At 70.5% G+C, this 16,418-nt stretch carries 19 protein-coding genes; 12 read left to right on the forward strand and 7 right to left on the reverse strand.

Annotated features, from left to right (window positions below):
* Nucleotides 1-59: 59 nt before the first annotated feature.
* From LK09_RS04830 to LK09_RS04840, 3 genes are read right to left on the reverse strand one after another with little or no spacing between them, the layout of a single operon-like run.
* Complete coding sequence (locus LK09_RS04830; protein WP_039396690.1) at nucleotides 60-635, reverse strand: DUF3618 domain-containing protein; 576 nt, start codon at nucleotides 633-635, stop codon at nucleotides 60-62.
* Nucleotides 632-1,045, reverse strand: coding sequence for a phage holin family protein (locus LK09_RS04835; RefSeq protein ID WP_039396693.1), 414 nt, complete (start codon nucleotides 1,043-1,045; stop codon nucleotides 632-634). The genes LK09_RS04830 and LK09_RS04835 overlap by 4 nt, the downstream gene beginning before the upstream one ends.
* The gene (locus LK09_RS04840) at nucleotides 1,023-1,742 is read right to left on the reverse strand and encodes a hypothetical protein (RefSeq protein ID WP_052226423.1); all 720 of its coding nucleotides are present in this window, start codon (nucleotides 1,740-1,742) and stop codon (nucleotides 1,023-1,025) included. The genes LK09_RS04835 and LK09_RS04840 overlap by 23 nt, the downstream gene beginning before the upstream one ends.
* Nucleotides 1,743-1,994: 252 nt before the next feature.
* On the opposite strand from LK09_RS04840, the gene LK09_RS04845 reads away from it, so the two are divergent.
* Nucleotides 1,995-2,336 (forward strand): DUF7882 family protein, encoded by a 342-nt coding sequence (locus LK09_RS04845; RefSeq protein WP_039396696.1) that lies wholly within the window; start codon nucleotides 1,995-1,997, stop codon nucleotides 2,334-2,336.
* A 54-nt stretch (nucleotides 2,337-2,390) separates the two neighbouring features.
* On the opposite strand, the gene LK09_RS04850 is transcribed toward LK09_RS04845, so the two are convergent.
* On the reverse strand, nucleotides 2,391-4,445 hold the full coding sequence (locus LK09_RS04850; RefSeq protein ID WP_231562957.1) for an acyltransferase family protein: 2,055 nt from the start codon (nucleotides 4,443-4,445) through the stop codon (nucleotides 2,391-2,393).
* A 128-nt stretch (nucleotides 4,446-4,573) separates the two neighbouring features.
* Here LK09_RS04850 and LK09_RS04855 point away from each other — a divergent pair, with 128 nt between their 5' ends.
* Together LK09_RS04855 and LK09_RS04860 are read left to right on the forward strand one after the other, a co-directional pair.
* The gene (locus LK09_RS04855) at nucleotides 4,574-5,086 is read left to right on the forward strand and encodes a DUF2087 domain-containing protein (protein ID WP_052226425.1); all 513 of its coding nucleotides are present in this window, start codon (nucleotides 4,574-4,576) and stop codon (nucleotides 5,084-5,086) included.
* A gap of 452 nt (nucleotides 5,087-5,538) precedes the next feature.
* The gene (locus tag LK09_RS04860; protein ID WP_039396699.1) at nucleotides 5,539-6,270 is read left to right on the forward strand and encodes an alpha/beta hydrolase family protein; all 732 of its coding nucleotides are present in this window, start codon (nucleotides 5,539-5,541) and stop codon (nucleotides 6,268-6,270) included.
* Nucleotides 6,271-6,326: 56 nt separating this feature from the next.
* On the opposite strand, the gene LK09_RS04865 is transcribed toward LK09_RS04860, so the two are convergent.
* A complete protein-coding gene (locus tag LK09_RS04865) occupies nucleotides 6,327-6,893 on the reverse strand; it encodes an isochorismatase family protein (RefSeq protein WP_039396701.1) in 567 nt (188 codons plus the stop codon).
* A 93-nt stretch (nucleotides 6,894-6,986) separates the two neighbouring features.
* Here LK09_RS04865 and LK09_RS04870 point away from each other — a divergent pair, with 93 nt between their 5' ends.
* Nucleotides 6,987-7,439 carry a MarR family winged helix-turn-helix transcriptional regulator gene (locus tag LK09_RS04870; protein WP_039396704.1) on the forward strand — a complete coding sequence of 151 codons (453 nt, stop codon included), beginning with the start codon at nucleotides 6,987-6,989 and terminating at the stop codon, nucleotides 7,437-7,439.
* A 14-nt stretch (nucleotides 7,440-7,453) separates the two neighbouring features.
* Here LK09_RS04870 and LK09_RS04875 read toward each other — a convergent pair whose 3' ends face one another.
* Together LK09_RS04875 and LK09_RS04880 are read right to left on the reverse strand one after the other, a co-directional pair.
* The gene (locus tag LK09_RS04875; RefSeq protein WP_039396707.1) at nucleotides 7,454-8,176 is read right to left on the reverse strand and encodes a transporter substrate-binding domain-containing protein; all 723 of its coding nucleotides are present in this window, start codon (nucleotides 8,174-8,176) and stop codon (nucleotides 7,454-7,456) included.
* A 37-nt stretch (nucleotides 8,177-8,213) separates the two neighbouring features.
* On the reverse strand, nucleotides 8,214-8,510 hold the full coding sequence (locus LK09_RS04880; RefSeq protein ID WP_269430929.1) for a GNAT family N-acetyltransferase: 297 nt from the start codon (nucleotides 8,508-8,510) through the stop codon (nucleotides 8,214-8,216).
* A 246-nt stretch (nucleotides 8,511-8,756) separates the two neighbouring features.
* Here LK09_RS04880 and LK09_RS04885 point away from each other — a divergent pair, with 246 nt between their 5' ends.
* The 8 genes from LK09_RS04885 to LK09_RS04920 all read left to right on the forward strand — a co-directional run bounded on the left by LK09_RS04885 (nucleotide 8,757) and on the right by LK09_RS04920 (nucleotide 16,411).
* A complete protein-coding gene (locus LK09_RS04885) occupies nucleotides 8,757-9,245 on the forward strand; it encodes an FBP domain-containing protein (protein WP_039396710.1) in 489 nt (162 codons plus the stop codon).
* Between the two features lie 93 nt (nucleotides 9,246-9,338).
* Complete coding sequence (locus LK09_RS04890) at nucleotides 9,339-10,649, forward strand: MFS transporter (protein WP_039398060.1); 1,311 nt, start codon at nucleotides 9,339-9,341, stop codon at nucleotides 10,647-10,649.
* Nucleotides 10,650-10,680: 31 nt separating this feature from the next.
* Entirely contained in the window at nucleotides 10,681-12,120 is a 1,440-nt protein-coding gene (locus LK09_RS04895; RefSeq protein ID WP_052226426.1) for an adenosylhomocysteinase, read from the forward strand.
* A complete protein-coding gene (locus LK09_RS04900; RefSeq protein WP_052226427.1) occupies nucleotides 12,117-13,478 on the forward strand; it encodes an amidohydrolase family protein in 1,362 nt (453 codons plus the stop codon). The genes LK09_RS04895 and LK09_RS04900 overlap by 4 nt, the downstream gene beginning before the upstream one ends.
* The gene (locus LK09_RS04905; RefSeq protein WP_039396713.1) at nucleotides 13,475-13,906 is read left to right on the forward strand and encodes a cupin domain-containing protein; all 432 of its coding nucleotides are present in this window, start codon (nucleotides 13,475-13,477) and stop codon (nucleotides 13,904-13,906) included. The genes LK09_RS04900 and LK09_RS04905 overlap by 4 nt, the downstream gene beginning before the upstream one ends.
* A 32-nt stretch (nucleotides 13,907-13,938) precedes the next feature.
* The gene (locus LK09_RS04910) at nucleotides 13,939-14,796 is read left to right on the forward strand and encodes an ABC transporter substrate-binding protein (RefSeq protein WP_039396716.1); all 858 of its coding nucleotides are present in this window, start codon (nucleotides 13,939-13,941) and stop codon (nucleotides 14,794-14,796) included.
* Nucleotides 14,793-15,659: an amino acid ABC transporter permease gene (locus LK09_RS04915; protein WP_039396719.1), complete on the forward strand. Its 867-nt coding sequence runs from the start codon at nucleotides 14,793-14,795 to the stop codon at nucleotides 15,657-15,659. The genes LK09_RS04910 and LK09_RS04915 overlap by 4 nt, the downstream gene beginning before the upstream one ends.
* Nucleotides 15,656-16,411, forward strand: coding sequence for an amino acid ABC transporter ATP-binding protein (locus tag LK09_RS04920; protein WP_039396722.1), 756 nt, complete (start codon nucleotides 15,656-15,658; stop codon nucleotides 16,409-16,411). The genes LK09_RS04915 and LK09_RS04920 overlap by 4 nt, the downstream gene beginning before the upstream one ends.
* Nucleotides 16,412-16,418: the final 7 nt, after the last annotated feature.

A 16,418-nucleotide genomic window follows, 5' to 3' on the forward strand; every position in this document is an offset into this window, starting at 1 on the left:
CTTCCTGAACGGGGGAGGGACGCCGGGCTGTTCCGCGTCCCTCCCCGTGTCGACCTCTGTCAGCTCTCCCGCACGTTGTCGCGCGCCTGCTCGGCGCGGTCCTTGACGTCCTGGCCGGCGGCAGCCGCCTCGCCGGCGACGGTGTGCGCGGCCGCCTTGGCGCGGTCGGTCACGGCGCCGACGGCATCCTGCACCGGCCCCCGCAGGTCGTCGGCGATGTCCTTCGCGACGTCGGCGGCCTCATCGAGAAGCGGCTGGGCCTGCTCCTTCGCGGCCGCCGCGGCGCGCCGCTCCGCGTTCGAGGCGGGGATCAGCGACGCCGCGAGAAGACCGGCGCCGAAGGCGATGAGCCCCACCGCGAGCGGATTGCCCTCGACCTTCGCCCGCGCGTGGTGGGCCGCGTCCGAGACACTCCCGGCCGCGTCCGACGCCGCATTCCCGAGTCCGGTGCCGGCATCGTCGGCGGCTCCCATGACGTGATCGCGCAGCGAGCCGAAGGCGGCCCGCACGCGGCGGGTCTGACGGTCTGCGATCTTGGCCGGATTGACTTTGTCTGAGAGGGCGTCGACGTCGGCGCCGAGCGCGCCCCGGGTGCGCTCGATCTCGGCGCGGAGGGCGTCTGGTGAATCGGTCATCGGTTCTCCTCATTCCTTTTGAGCGTGGGTGGGATCTCCTGCAGCGTCTCCACGGTCTGCGGGACCCCCCGGACCTTCTTGAGCTGGGCTCGGGCGACCATGAAGAGGATGCCGCCGACGATCGCCCATACGATCGCCACGATCACCGCGGCCCAGCCCCACCCCATGACGAGCGCGAGAGCCGCCCAGAGTGCGAGCGACAGGAACAGCAGCGTCATGGAGGCGGCGTATCCGGCGCCGCCGAACAACCCCGCGCCGCGCGCCGATTTGACGGCCGAATCCTTCAGCTCGGCCTTCGCCAGTTCGACCTCCTGACGCATGAGCGTGGACAGATCGCGTGTGACGTCGCCGAGCAGCTCGCCCAGGGATGCCGATTCGGCGCGACGTTCAGAAGGTGTCTGATCGGTCATCACTCACCTCGCCGCGGTGGCGGGACGCCGTTTCGGTGTACAGCGGCGCATCGGCGGCCGCGGAGACATCGCCCCCGCCGAGCCCGTCCGAGCGCCCGGGGCCCGGCGCCGATGCCGTCGCCGCGAGGCGGCGGGTCGTGACCGGCGTCGTCCTTCGGTTCGCGAGGTCGGAATCCGCGTCGTTCGACGAGGCGAGTGCGCGCGTCAGCCGGCCGGCGACCACGCCGACGATGAGCGCTCCGGCGATGAACGCGGCCGGACGGCGCCGCGCGAACGACTTCACTTCGGCGACGACTCCCTGCGGATCGCGCACGGACAACCAGGTCGACGCCCCGTCGAGGCGGGCCGCGATGCGCTGGACGACGTCGCCTGCGATTCCGGCCGAACTCCCATGGCGGGCCATCGCCTGGAGGTCGTCCGCGGTGGAGTGCAGTCCCTCACTCAGCCGTTGCTGCTGGAGCGCCGCCTGATCGGTGATCTCACGGCGGGTCTGGTGGTACAGGTGCGTGACGTCGGCTCGCGTCTCGTCGAGCACGGCTCCGGCCTCGCCTTTGATGGTGTGCGCGACATCCTTCGCGGCATCCACCGTCGTGTCCTTGACCTCGGCCGCCTCCGCCTTGGCGGTGTCGACCGGACCGGCCGCACCGGTCTGCCCGTCCGGCGCCGAGCCGAACACGTCTTCCGTGCTTTCTGACATGGTGCCCCTTCCTCGCCGACCCGTCCGGGTCGGTGCAGACCACCCTGCGCCAATCAACCGATTGCGAGAAAGGGCTTGCCTTCGACCGGCGTCGTGCCTTAAGTTGCCGCCTTGCCTCGCCCACGCCGCGGGCACGCTCGTGCTGGCCGCAAAGCGTCGACGGACCTCCTCCACCTGTCCGCGGAACGACGGACCCGCGCCGGACCGCTCCCCGAGGCGGGCCGCGGGGGAAGGCGCAGGTAGATTCCGGACGTGGGAACGATGTACTACGGCGGCGCCGAGACGCCGATCCATATCGAGGACCGGGCGCTCGCGCATCTGAAGGTCGTGATCGCGACGAAGCTGCGGCGCGGAGAGAGTTTCACGCTGTCGTGGCAGCATCCCGACGACGACATTCGCGGTCGCAGTACGGTGTGGCTGCACCCGTCGATCCCGCTCCGATTCGTCTTCGACGAGCCCGAAGCGCCCACCCTCAGCCGTCAATACATCCAGGAGCTCGCCGACTCGGCGAACACCTCCGGCGGCATCCAGCTCGTCTCGGAGCACATGGAGACTCCGGAGGCGCCGGCGATCCTGCCGCTGCGCGCGTCGTGACCGCGTCCGTCCGGGACAGCGCGGTCCCGGACGGACGCCCGGGGCCCGTGGCGATCAGCCGATGGTCCTGCTGCCCGATGCCGCCTGGGCGACGAGCCCCGGCAGGATCAGCCGCGCGGCGAACGGGATGAGTGTGCGCACGAACGTGTTGGTGAGGTGGTTCGAGTCCCGGTACACGACGACGTTGCCGATGACGGCGGGGCAGGTCGTGGTGCCGCAGAGGCGGTCGGTGAGATCGACGATGTGCACCTCGGGCGCGAGCTTCTGCGCCTTCTCCGCGATGCCTCGGCCCTGCAACGCCTTCGCGCGCGGCATCCCGCAGTCCTGAGGCGTCGTGTAGTGCACGGCGAGGCAGTCCGAGGCGAGCGGGTTCGACCGCGGCTTCGGGGTGTCCTTGAACGCGATGACCGCGCTGCCCGCTGCGGCGAGCTTGTTCCAGATCGCGGCGTACCCGGCGACGCCGGGCGCCTGTCCGGTGTCGGTCTCCGCGAAGTCGCCCGACGCCCAGTTCGCCGTGAACACGATGTCCGGCGGGTCGGCCAGGAGCGACCGCAGCGTCGCCTCGTTGGGTCCGCGGCAGATCGATCCACCCCGGATCTCGAGTTTGCGCTCCTCGAGGTTGAAGGGACACGAGGCGTGCAGGTGCGTCTCGACCCGCCATCCGCGCTCCTTGGCGATCGCGACGACGACCGGTGCCAGCATGTTCGCGTGCGAATCGCCCACCAGAGCGACGCGCACCGCGCCGTGCGGGTCGCCGGCGACGCAGACCGGTGTGCCGGTCGCCTTGGGCACGGCCATGCAGGCCCCCGGGATCACCGTCTCCTGGTCGGTGTGCGCGACCGACGGTGCCGGCGTCATCGCCGTGGTCCCGTTGGCGAAGTAGCGGTCTGCGGCCGGCGTCATCGCGGCTGCCCCTTCGACCCCGCGCGCGCTCGCGGCGGCAGCGGCCCGTGCCCACTTCGCCTCGGTGCCCGCTGCGGCCATCGGCAGTGAGACGGCCATCACGACCGTGCACGCGATGGCCGCCGCGCCGATGCTGAGCCCGCGACGCGAGCGCCCTGCCAGCCAGGCGCTGCGCCGGGTCGGCAGTTCGATGAACCGCCAGCTGAGCCAGGCCGCGATGAGCGCGGCGCCGCCGAGGACGATGCTCCATGCCCAGCCGGGGGCGCGCCCCACGATCACGGCGAAGAAGACGATCGGCGGATAGTGCCACAGATAGAGGGAGTAGGAGATGTCGCCGAGTCGCTGCACCGGGCGCCAGGCGTACACACGGGCGGGGGAGAACCGGCCCTCGGTGCTGCCGGCCACGATGACCGCGCCGGCGCCGAGCACGGGGACGAGCGCGAGCGCGCCCGGGAACGGCATGTCCCCGGTGATCAGAACGGCGCCGGCGGCGATGGTCGCCAGGCCGGCGAGAGACAGCGGGGAACGCACGGGCTCCGGGATCCGGATGCGGGGGAGGACCGCCGCGATCATCCCGCCCATCGCGAGTTCCCACGCGCGCGTGGTCGTCAGGAAGTAGCCGGCCGGGTCCTGGGCGCGGCCTTCGAGGATGCTGAATGTGAGACTGGCGAGGATGACGACGGCGAAGACCGCCACGATCACGCGGCGCCCTCGTCGTGCGGCGATCAGGCACGCGGCGAGGACGATCAGGGGCCACAGCAGATAGAACTGCTCCTCCACGCCGAGCGACCAGAAGTGCTGGAGTGGAGTGGCCGCGTTGAGCGAGGACTGGTAGTCGACGGACTGCGCGGCCAGCAGCCAGTTCAGCACCGAGAGCGCGGCTGCGATCCCGGTGAGACCGAGGGCGGGCCACTGTGTCGGCGGGTACACGATGTAGGCGGCCGCCAGGGTGACCACGATGCACAGGAGGCCGGCGGGGAGGATGCGGCGGGCCCGCGCGGCCCAGAATGCGGGCAGGCTGATGCGGCCTGCCCGATCGAACTCCCGCAGAAGATGGCCGGTGATGAGGTAGCCGGAGATCACGAAGAAGACGTCGACGCCGATGAACCCGCCCGGGAGCGCGCGAGGCTGCAGGTGGTAGACGACGACCAGACCAACGGCGACAGCGCGCAGCATCTGGACTTCGGGGAGGAATCGGCGCGCCACGAGCGGTCACGGTAGTCAGAGGAGGTGAGCGGCAGGTGACGCGCAGGTGTCCGCCGAGGGCTCCGCTGCGGGGGAGAGGCCGTGAGGTATCCTGGACATTCGTCGGTATCTTCGAAAGGATGTGCGACATGGGGGAGTCGGAGCCGGATTCCGCGTCGGCGCACTGGCGGCCGCTGGTGGCCGCGCTGGCGAACGACGACGCGCGCCGGGTCTTCGCGCGTCTCGTGCTCGAGGTCGACGACGATCCGTTCGTGGGGCTTTCGCCGTCCCGTCGCTCGCATGTGCGCAGTCAGCTCGAAAACGCCGGACTCATCCGTGAGTTCGACGGCGAGGTCGTTCTTGCCGCCGACGTGTTCGCCGAGACGCTGCGCCGCGTCGCCGTCAGCAGGCCCACCGGCATCCAGCGGTTCCTCCGCGACGAACGGATCGTTCAGTATCCGGCGCGTCCGGCCGAGCGTCTGGAATTGCTCGGCTGGGTCGCACGGACCGTCCTGCGGCCCGGCGAAGTCGTCGCCGAGACCGACATGAACGATCGGCTGTCAGCACACACCGACGACGTCGCCGCGCTGCGCCGGTACCTGGTGGATGCCGGACTCGTCGAGCGCACTCCGACGGGCAGCGAGTACGCCCTGCCGGCATGAGCACCTCGGCGAGCCCCCTCCCACGACAAGCGGATTGATACCGATAATGCCCATTATGTCAGCTCGAAATCCGGCGCCTCGGAGAACCGCCCCATCTCGGGCACGCTGCGTTTCGTCTCGCTCCTTCGTCGCTCGCTCAACGATCGGCCGGACCTCCCCGACGCAGTAATACGCGCCCCCGGTCGTTGAGCGAGCGAAGCGAGACGAAACGCGCTCACCTCGCCCAATTGGTCAGCCACGACGAGACCACCGACACCCACCTCGACTTGATCTGCGACATGCTGCCACCCTATTCGCCGGCTGTGTCCTGCTAGACTCGCCGAGGCTGTGCAACGAGATCGAGGAGGTGATCCCCATGAACACGACGACATGGGTGCTCCTCTCTGAGGTCACGGTCGGGCGATAGGTCGTCCGGGAGCGCCGATTCTCAGGCAATCCCGAAAGGCACGACCATGCACTTCACTTCAGAAACCCGCCTCGACGGCGATCTCCTCGAGCGCGAATTCACGCTCGACGGCGTTCCCGGCATTCTCTGGACTCCCGCGACGGCGTCCGAGCCCACTCCCCTGATCCTCCTCGGACACCCCGGCGGTGTCGGCCGGATGTATCCACGACTGCTGGGTCGTGCGCGAAGCGCCGCCCGATCCGGCTTCGCCACGGCGACGATCGAGCTCCCGTGGGCCGGAGACCGACCCGGCTCCCCTGCCGCCCGGCAGGTGCGGGCCGAGCTCATCGACGTCCTGGATTCCGGAGCCCCCGTCACGGACGACCTCGTCGACCGTCTCATCCTCCCCCTCGTCGAGGCGGCGGTGCCGGAATGGATCGCCACCATCGACGCGCTGCTCGCTCTGCCCGAGATCGGCGGTCCCGTCGCCCACTCGGGCGGTGCGATCGCGATCGCGACCCGGCTCGCCCGGATCGAGCCGCGCGTCGTCGCCGCCGGCATGTTCGCCGGCAGTTACGTGCCGCGATCGATCCTGGCGGAGGCCCCCCAGGTGACGATCCCCCTGCACGTGCTGCTGCAGTGGGATGACGAGGGGAACGATCGCCGGATGGCGCTGGACCTCTTCGACGCGTTCGGCTCCGCGGAGAAGACGCTGCAGGCCAACATGGGCGGACACACGGGCGTCCCCGCCTTCGCGGGCGAGGATGCCGGCCGCTTCTTCGAGCGGCACCTGCGCTGACACGAAGGGCCCGGCGTGCCGCCGTTGCGGTGCGCCGGGCCCGGATCCGGCCGATGTCAGCGGGCGTCGAGCAGACGCAGCACCTCGTCGGTGGTGCCCAGCTCCCCCAGCTTCGGGAACTGATGCGCGATCGACGCGTCGTGCGCCTCGAGGTTGTCGGTCATGGCATCCACCACGAACGCCACGTGATACCCGAGGTCGAAGGCGGACCGCGCCGTCGACTCCACGCCCGAGGTCGTGGAGACCCCGGTGAGCACGATCTGGGTGGCTCCCGCAGCTTTCAGCTGTGCGTCCAGGTCGGTCGTGAGGAACGCTCCGAGGGATCGCTTGCTGACGGTGATGTCACTCGGCTGCGGGCGGAGCTCCGGAACCAGGACGGTCGCCGCAGCGGGCAGCTCCTGGCCGCCGACCCGACCGGTCGCCTTGCCGCGATCGCTGCGCCCGGGCGCCGTGCCGACGACGTTGACCAGCACGACCGGGAGCCCCTTCGCCCGGAAAGCGTCCGCCAGCCGGGCCGAATTGCCGACGATCTGCTCGATCGGGTGCGCCGTCGGATAGCTCAGGATGCCGGTCTGCAGGTCGATCACGACGAGCGCGGGCGTGGGGTCGAGCTCGATGCTCATGGGGTTCTCCTTCGTGCAGCAGCCGCCGCGAACAGGTGGTTCGCAAAAACAATAGTTCGTACTACTGATGATTTGCCTGAGATACGATTGGCCATGCCCAGTCCCCCGCCGCACCCAGGATCGCCCCGCGACACGCTCGGATACCTCGTCAAGCAGGCGCACCTGCGGCTCACGGATCTGGTCGACGCCGCGCTCCTGCCGTCCGGAGTCGACCGCAAGGAGTTCGCGGTGCTGCGGGTGCTCGCCGCGGGTGAGCCACTGTCGCAGCAGGGGCTCGCCGGCATCCTCGGAATCGATCCCACCACGATGGTCGCGGTGATCGATGCTCTGGAGTCGAAGGGCGTCGTCCGGCGGACGCCGGATCCTCGCGACCGCCGGCGCAACGCGATCGGGCTGACCGACGTCGGGCGATCGACCTATCGGGAGGCAGCCGCGGCCTTCGCCGATGCCGAGGCCGCGTTCCTCTCCCCCCTCAGCGCGGAACAGGATGCCCGCTTCCGCGAGGCGCTCCGTGCGCTCGTCGGCGGGGGCGCTCCCCGGTCTTGATCGAGCTGAGCCGGCTACGCCCGCGGCGCGGGGCCGGCGACGGTGGCATCCTGACCCGCGCGGCGCAGCGCGTCGGCGACGAAGCCGTTCTCCTTGAGCTCCTCCACCAGGTCGTGCAGGAATGCCCGCGCGGCGGAACTCCGGTCGGGTGTGACGGCCACCGCCTGACGGATCTGCATGAACGCGGGTTCGACCAGCCGCAGCGACGGATCGTCGGCGACGACGCGGCTGAGCGGCTGGCGGATGCCCGCGACCGCCTCGAGACCCTCGGCGCGGAACACCTCCACGGACTCGCGGCCTCGGACGAGCTGTGCATTCGTGAGCGTCCGCGTGAGGAACAGGTCGTACGCGGATCCTTCCTTCACGCCGATCCGGATGCCGTCCTGATCGATTCCGGCGGCGTCGGCGACCGGGGACGAATCGGGGACGGCGAAGACGCCTTCGATGAGGACGTACGGCGCGGTGAACCGGACCTGTTCTGCGCGGGCAGGCTCGATCGCGAGGAATCCGACGTCCGCGGCGCCGGTGCGCAGCGCATCGAAGGAGTCGCGCGCGGCGTCGAAGCACGAGAACGCGACCGGAACCCCGAGCCGGGTGGCGATCTCGCGGGACAGGTCGACGGTGACGCCGGCGGGTGCGGATGCCGTGCCCTGCGCGAGCACCGGGTTGCCGAGATTGATCGACGCACGCAGCGTCCCGGTCGGTGCGAGACTCTTCACGATCGAGGCATCCGGCATGCACCCATCTTGGCATCCTCGAGATCCGGGCCCGAGCTCAGAGTCGGAGCTCCCCCACCACCTCGCCGAAGAGCAGGTCCCCCGTCTTGCGGAATCCGCACCTGAGATAGAACTGCTCCGGTCCGTCGGGGCCGGGCACCCAGAGCACCGTGATGCGGTCGTAGCCGCGCCGTCGCGCCTCCTCCGCCACGCCGGCGACGGCGAAACGGCCGACGCCTCGCCCGCGGGCGCTCTTGGCGACGTTGAGTCTCCAGATTCCGCCGCGGAACTCCGGAATCGGTTCGTCCGGATCCCAGTTCGCCATGACGAAGCCGACCACCTCGTCGTCGTCCAGAACGACCCGCGGCCAGGCGGTGGGCGTCGTTCAGGGTCGCGAGGTAGGCTCGACCCGTGAGTTGTTCTTCGATGCCTGTCGGGCGTCAGGAGGTCGTCGGCGCCGTGTGCGCCGAGACGAGATGATCCTGCCCCGCACCCGCTGCCCATCGCTCGGCGATGTGATGCGGGTGCGAGTCGTGCACCCATCTCCCCCCGCGCCCGTGGCGGTCCGCCCGGGCGTCGAACTCGAAGGACCTAACTCATCATGCTTCCTCTCGACGAGAAGACCATCCGCGCGTCGTTCCTCAATGTGTCTCAGCGCGAACGCAAGGCGATCCCCATGCCCGCCCTAGAATCGCTGACCTGGGAAGACCTCGACTATCTCGGCTGGCGCGACCCCAAGCTCGCGCAGACCGGCTACATCGTGATCCCGACCGATGACGGGCCGGTCGGCATCCTGCTGCGCGAAGGCGACCAGCGCGCCCGCACCCGCCCGCAGTGCGCGTGGTGCGAGGACGTCACCCTGCCCAACGACGTCGTGTTCTTCGCGGCAAAGCGCGCGGGGGCGTCCGGGCGCAACGGCAACACGGTCGGGACCCTCGTATGCGAGCAGTTCGAGTGCTCCGCCAACGTGCGAAAGCCCCCGCCCCCGGCGTATCTCGGCTACGACATCGAGGCCGCCCGCGGACGCCGGATCGAGGCCCTGCGCGAGAACGTCCGCCGTTTCGCGGAAGACCTTCGCTCCACGGCCTGACGCGCCCTTCCCGGGATATATGCCGTGGGCGGAATATGAATCCGCCCACGGCGCGGGCGTAGGGTGGGCGTGACCGAGGAGGCGCCCGCCCACATGCCCGACACCCACGCACCCGGACCAACGACTCGCGCGTGGATCATCTGGGCCGTCGGGGTCGCGGCATATCTGCTCGCGGTGACGAACCGCACCTCGCTGTCCGCCGCGGGGCTGGATGCCGCCGACCGATTCCATGCGGATGCGTCGACCCTGTCGATGTTCGCGGTCCTGCAGCTGGCGGTGTACGGGTTCATGCAGCTGCCCGTCGGCGTGCTGCTCGATCGCGTGGGCGCGCGGCCCATCATGACCGTGGGCATGACGCTCATGGCAGTGGGTCAGCTGCTCATGGCGTTCTCGCCGAACGTCGGGGTGGCGATCTTCGCCCGCATGCTTCTGGGTGCCGGGGATGCCGCGGTCTTTCCCAGCCTGATGCGCCTGATCGCGCTCTGGTTCCCCGCCCAGCGCGGCCCGGTGATGGTGCAGGTCACCGGCCTCGTCGGTCAGGCGGGGCAGCTGGTCGCCCTGATCCCGCTCGCCGCCCTGCTGCACGCGACGACGTGGACCATCGCGTTCGGGAGCGTCGCGGGCCTGAGCGCCCTGTTCGCGATCCTCGTCTTCGCGGTGATCCGCAACCGCCCGCCCGAGCGGGCCGCCGATGTCTCTGTCGACACCGACACCGGGGCGATCTCCACGGTCACCTCCGCGATCGACACGAGCGTGGGCCTGCGCGCGGCCTGGGCGAACTCCGGCACGCGGCTCGCCTTCTGGACGCACTTCACCACCCCGTTCGCCGGCACGGCGTTCATCATGCTGTGGGGCATCCCGTTCCTCACCGCCGGCGAAGGGCTGACCCCCGCGCAGGCGTCGCTGGTCACGACGGTCTATGTGGTCGTCGGCATGGCCCTCGGCCCGATGATGGGCGCGCTGTCGACGGCCGTGCCGAATCAGCGCTCGCGCAACCTGGTGCTGCCGACCGTGCTCGTGCAGGTGATCATGTGGTGCACGGTGATCGCCTGGCCCGGTCCTGCACCGCTGTGGCTGCTGATCCTCCTCGCGGTCGCGCTCGGAACGGGCGGCCCGGCGTCGATGGTGGCGTTCGACGTCGCGCGGATGCTCAATCCCAGCCATCGCCTCAGCACCGCGACCGGCATCACCAACGTCGGCGGATTCCTCGCCGCACTCATCGCGATCTTCCTGATCGGCGTCGCGCTCGACCTTCTCGGGGCGGGGACACCGCAGACCTACAACCTCGGCGCGTTCCGTCTCGCGTTCCTCACGCAGGTGCCGATCTGGTCCGTGGGCGTGTTCTTCATCATCCGCGAGCGCCACCGCACGCGTCGGCGTCTGGGGCTGCACTGGTGGCGCTGAGAACGCGCCGCGCACCGTTTACGCTGATTCAGTGAACGACGCCCACAGGTCCGCCGAACGACTCGTGCGCCGGTTCGCCCGCGACACCAATCTGCTGATCGCGGGCCGCACGATCGCCGTCGACGGGACGGATCCGGTCGCGCAGGCCCTGCGTGAGCTCCTCGTCCGGCTGGGCGCCCGCGCGGGCGACCGCGGCGTGCGGTTCGCACCCGGACGCGATCCCGAGATCACCCTCGACGGGCGCGCGCTTCCGGAGCGGGTCGCGGCGGCCGATCGCGTCGACTTCGCCGGCGCCCACATGCCGGTCTCGCACGCGGTCGCGGCGCGGCTGCGCGACGCGGGTACCGTGCGCGGCATCCGCATCGGCATCGCGATGGTGCTCGAGCCCAAGACCGCGCAGCTCGCGCTGCTGCTGCGCGATGCGGGCGCCTCCGTCGCCGTGTACGCGCACCCGGACGAGATCGACGTCGCCGTGGCGGAGGTGCTGCGCGAACGCGGCATCCCGGTGGACGGCGATCCGGCCCTCTCCGGTGCTGCCGAGCGGGCGGCCGCGCTCGCGTTCCTCGCCCGGGGCCACGACCTCCTCCTCGACGACGGTTCGCATCTGATCCGTCTCGCCCACGAGGAGGGCCTCGCGCACACGCTGCGCGGCGCGGCCGAAGAGACCACGAGCGGGCTCACGCCGCTCCGTCTCATGGAACGTGACCGCCTCCTCGAGCTCCCCGTCGTCGCCGTGAACGACGCGCCGATGAAGACCGCCTTCGACAACCGGTACGGCACCGGCCAGTCCTGCGTGTTCGCCATCGCGGACGTGCTCGAGGCGGCCGGGATGACGGTGAGGAACCAGCCTGCGGTGGTGATCGGCTACGGTCCCGTCGGCGAAGGGGTCGCCGCTCACCTGCGCGCGCTCGGCGCGGATGTCGCCGTGACCGAGACGGATCCGGTGCGCGCCCTCCGGGCCGCCCACGACGGGTATCGCACGGGCCTGCTTCACGACCTCGCCCCCGGCGCGCTGGTCGTCTCCGCCACCGGGGCCGCGCACACCGTCGACACCGAGACGCTGCGGGTCGCCGGGATCGTCGCGGTCGCCGGCGGCGTCCCCGACGAGGTCGACGTCGACGAGCGGATGCTCCGCCCGTTCGCACCCGAGGGCACTCCCCTCCCCCACCTCGACCGTGTCGGCGACGGAGCACTCCTGATCGCACGCGGCGGATGCGTCAACCTCGCGGCCGCCGAGGGCAACCCCATCGAGATCATGGACCTGTCGTTCGCGGTGCAGCTCTCCGCGGTCGAGCAGCTCCTGGCCGCCCCCCTCGCCGCCGGAGTCCACCGCTTCCCGCCGGAAGCGGATGCCGCCGTCGCCCGCGCCGCCCTCGCTGCGCGCGGGGAGGACGTCGGCACCCGCGGAATCCACCAGATCGAAGCGCAGCAGGAATGGCGTTCGCGCCGCTATCGGAAGGCAGCCGAGTGAGTCCCGCCCACAGCCCGTCGGCGACCGGCCCCGTTCCCCCGGATCCGGGCGGCCCGGTCACCCTCTACTCCGCGGGGCTCGTCGCACCGATCACCGCGCCGCCCATCGTCGACGGCGCGGTCGCCGTGCGCGACGGCCGCATCCTGCACGTGGGCGAACGCGCCTGGGTGCGCCGCTCGCTCGCCGAGCGCGGACTCACGGCCGAAGAGATCCACTGGCCGGGCATCCTCACCCCGGGCCTGGTCAACGCGCACTCGCATCTGCAGTACACCGGCATGGCCGAGGTCGGCCGCGGTCGGTACCACGGGTTCGACGACTGGGCGAAGGCGTTCAACCCCGTCTACGACGCGGGGCGACCGTGGGGCGAGGATGCCGCCGACGGCGCACAGCGCATGATCCGTTCCGGCACCACCGCCGTCGCGGACATCGTGACCGATGCCGCGGCCTCGTCGGCGCTGCACGACGCGGGGCTGCACGGCATCACGTACTGGGAGGTCATGAGCTGGACCAACGCCGAGTGGGCGCGCACGGGTCGTCGTCAGGTCGAAGAGGCCCTGGACGCCCTGCCGACGCCTCCGGGGTCCGGCCTGTCGCCGCACGCCCCCTACTCGCTGGACATCGAGCCGCTGCTGGAGATCCCCGACATCGTCCGGGAGCGCGGCGGGCGCATCCACATCCACCTCGGCGAGGCGGCGTTCGAGAACGAGTTCGCGCACGAGAAGCCGGATGCCTGGCACACCGCAGGGCTCGGGAGCTTCCAGGAGCTGCGTCAGGCCGGATTCGGCACGAGCGCGACCGAGTTCGTCGACCAGCTCGGCGTCCTCGGTCCGGACTGCCACATCGCCCACGGCGTCTACATGACAGCGCGCGATCGGGCCGTGCTGCGCGAGCGGCACACGACGGTCGCCCTGTGCCCGCGCTCGAACGCGGTCATCGGCCTCGACGAGCCGCCCATCGCCGCCTATCTGAAAGAGGGCAACGCGATCGCGGTGGGCACCGACTCGCTCTCGTCCAGCCCGTCCCTGGACGTGCTCGCCGACGTCGCGGAGCTCGCCCGGATCGCACGGGCGCAGGACTACACCGACCGCGACCTGCACACCCGGCTCCTCGGTGCCGCGACGATCGGCGGCGCGCACGCCATGGGCATCGACGTCGGCCCCGGCCGCACCGGGTACCTCGCCGTCGGAGCGCGCGCGGACCTCGCGTTCTTCGACGTGGCGGCCGGCCCGGACGCGATCGCGGACCTCGTCGAATCCGGCGGCGGGTGCGCGGTGGCGACCGTCATCGCCGGGCGGCTCCGGTTCGCGCGCCCCGACTTCGCCGCGCCCGTCTCCGAGACCTCAGGAGCCGCCCTGTGACCGCCGACCGCCCCGCCACCGCCGACCGCCTCGACCTCGAGCCGCATCCCGAGGGCGGCTGGTTCCGACGCACGTGGACGAGCCCCGCGGGAGTGCAGACCCCGAACGGCCCGCGGCCTGCCGCCACCTGCATCCACTATCTGCTTCGTCCCGGTGAGCACAGCGACTGGCATGTCGTCGTGAGCGACGAACTGTGGCTCTGGCACGGCCCCGGCCGCCTCGAACTCAGCCTCGGCGGCGACGGCGATGCGCCGGGGGCGCCGACGCCCGTCGTGCTCGGTCCCGGTCAGGCCGCGCAGGTGCTCGTCCCCGCGGGCGTCTGGCAGGCCGCACATCCGCTCGACGACGAGGAAGTGCTCGTCTCGTGTGTTGTTTCGCCCGGTTTCGACTTCGCCGATTGGCGTCTGGCCGACTCCCGTACGATGTAAGAGCCCCCTTACTGCCTTCCCAGGAGCACCCCGTGTCGTTCGCCCCCGCCCTTCGCCGTGCCGCCGTGGTCGCCACGGTCGTCGCCGCCGCCATCGCCCTCTCCGCCTGCAGCGGTTCGTCCCAGGCTGCCCCCGCCGCCTCGAACTCGGCCGGCACCGCGCTTCAGACCACGACCGACGGCAAGCTCACGATCGCCACCGGCGACCCCGACTACGAGCCCTGGTTCATCAACAACGACCCGGCCAACGGCAAGGGCTTCGAGGGCGCCGTCGCGAACGCCGTCGCTGCGAAGCTCGGCTACACGGGCAAGGACATCCTCTGGACCCGCACCGGCTTCGAGGCCGCGATCGCTCCCGGACCGAAGGACTGGGATCTCAACATCCAGCAGTTCTCGATCACCGACGAGCGCAAGAAGGCCGTCGACTTCTCGTCGCCGTACTACACCACCACGCAGGCCGTCGTCGCCACCAAGGGGACCCCGGCCGCCTCCGCCAAGACCGTCGCCGACCTTTCGAAGGCCAAGGTCGGCGTCGCCAGCGGCACCACCAACTACACCGTCGCCAAGAAGGAGCTCGGCACCGGCAACCTCGCCGTGTACAACTCGGTCGACGACGTCGTGCTGGCACTCAAGAGCGGCCAGATCGACGCGATGATCACCGACCTCCCGGGTGCGTTCTACGTCACCGCGGCCCAGCTGAAGAACGGTGTCGTGGTCGGCCAGTTCGCGGACGCGAACGGCGGTGACGAGTTCGCGTTCGTCCTCCCGAAGAACTCGCCGAACACCGCTGCGGTCACCAAGGCCGTGGACGCGCTCCGCGCGGACGGCACCCTCGCCGCCCTCGAGAAGAAGTGGCTCAGCGACGCCGTCAACGTGCCCGTGCTCAAGTGAGCGAGACCCTCACCGCGCCGGCGTGGCAGCCGAGTGATCTCGAGCTGAACCGCCGCGCGCTGCGGCGCCGTGCCACGACACGCTCGGTGCTGACGGCGCTGGTCAGCAGCATCGTCGTCGCGGTCGTCCTCGTCGTCGTCATCGTCAACACGCCCGGATGGACAGCCGTGCGCGAGACGTTCTTCGACCCGAAGGTGGCGCTCGCGAGCATCCCCGCGATCTTCCAGGGCCTGCTCCTGAACATCGAGGTGCTCATCGTCTCGGCGATCTGCGTGGCGATCGTCGGAACCGTGCTGGCGGTGCTGCGCTCCCTGCGCGGTCCGGTGTTCTTTCCGCTCAGGATGCTGGCCACCGCATACACGGACTTCTTTCGCGGTGTCCCGCTGCTGATCGTCCTGTATCTGGTCGGCTTCGGCATCCCGGCGCTGATGATCTTCCCGCGGATGCCTCCGGTGTTCTGGGGCACGATCGCCATCGTGATCAGCTACTCGGCCTACATCGCCGAGGTGCTGCGCGCCGGCATGGAGGCGGTGCACCCGTCGCAGCGGGTCGCGGCGCGTTCGCTCGGACTCACCCACGGGCAGACGCTGCGGATCGTCGTCATCCCGCAGGGCGTGCGCAAGGTCGTCCCGGCGCTCATGAACGACTTCGTCTCGATGCAGAAGGACGTCGGCCTCATCTCGGTGCTGGGCGCGGTGGATGCCATCCGCGCCGCCCAGCTGCAGGTGGCGGAGACGTACAACTTCACCCCGTACATCGTCGCGGGCATCTTCTTCGTGATCCTCAGCTGGCCGATGATCCGACTCACAGACACGTTCACGGCGAAGCTCAACAAGCGCGAACAGGCCGGAGGCATCGTATGACCGTGCTCGAGACCGCGACCATTCCGGTGGTCGAAGCGCGCGGCGTGCGCAAGCGGTTCGGCGACCACGACGTGCTGCGCGGCATCGACCTGGCCGTCGCGCCGCACGAGGTGGTCGTGCTGATCGGCGCATCCGGGTCGGGAAAGTCGACGCTGCTGCGCACGATGAACCTCATCGAGCAGGTGGACGACGGGCAGATCTTCCTGGGCGGCGACGACATCACCGACCCACGGGTGGATGCCGACAAGGTGCGCGCCCGCATCGGCGTCGTCTTCCAGCACTTCAACCTCTTCCCGCACCTCAGCGTCATCGACAACGTGACTCTCGCCGCACGACGCGTGCACGGCATCCCGAAGGACGAGGCCCGCGCCCGCGCGCAGAAGCTGCTCGACACGCTGGGTCTCGGCGCGAAGGCGGCGGAGTATCCCGACCGGCTCTCCGGCGGTCAGCAGCAGCGCGTGGCCATCGTGCGCGCGATCCTCACCGAGCCCGAGCTGCTGCTCCTCGACGAGATCACCAGCGCTCTCGATCCGCAGCTGGTGGGCGAGGTGCTCGATCTCGTCCGGGATCTGAAGGGTCGCGGAACGACCATCCTGATGGCCACCCACGAGATGTCGTTCGCCCGCGAGGTCGCCGACCGCGTCGTCTTCCTGAAGGACGGCGTGCTCGTCGAGCAGGGCACGCCCGAGCAGATCTTCGGTGCGCCGCAGCACCCCGCCACGGCGGAGTTCCTCGCCCGCGTCCACCACTGAGGCGGAT

It is taken from the genome of Microbacterium mangrovi (assembly GCF_000802305.1).
Lineage (GTDB): Bacteria > Actinomycetota > Actinomycetes > Actinomycetales > Microbacteriaceae > Microbacterium > Microbacterium mangrovi.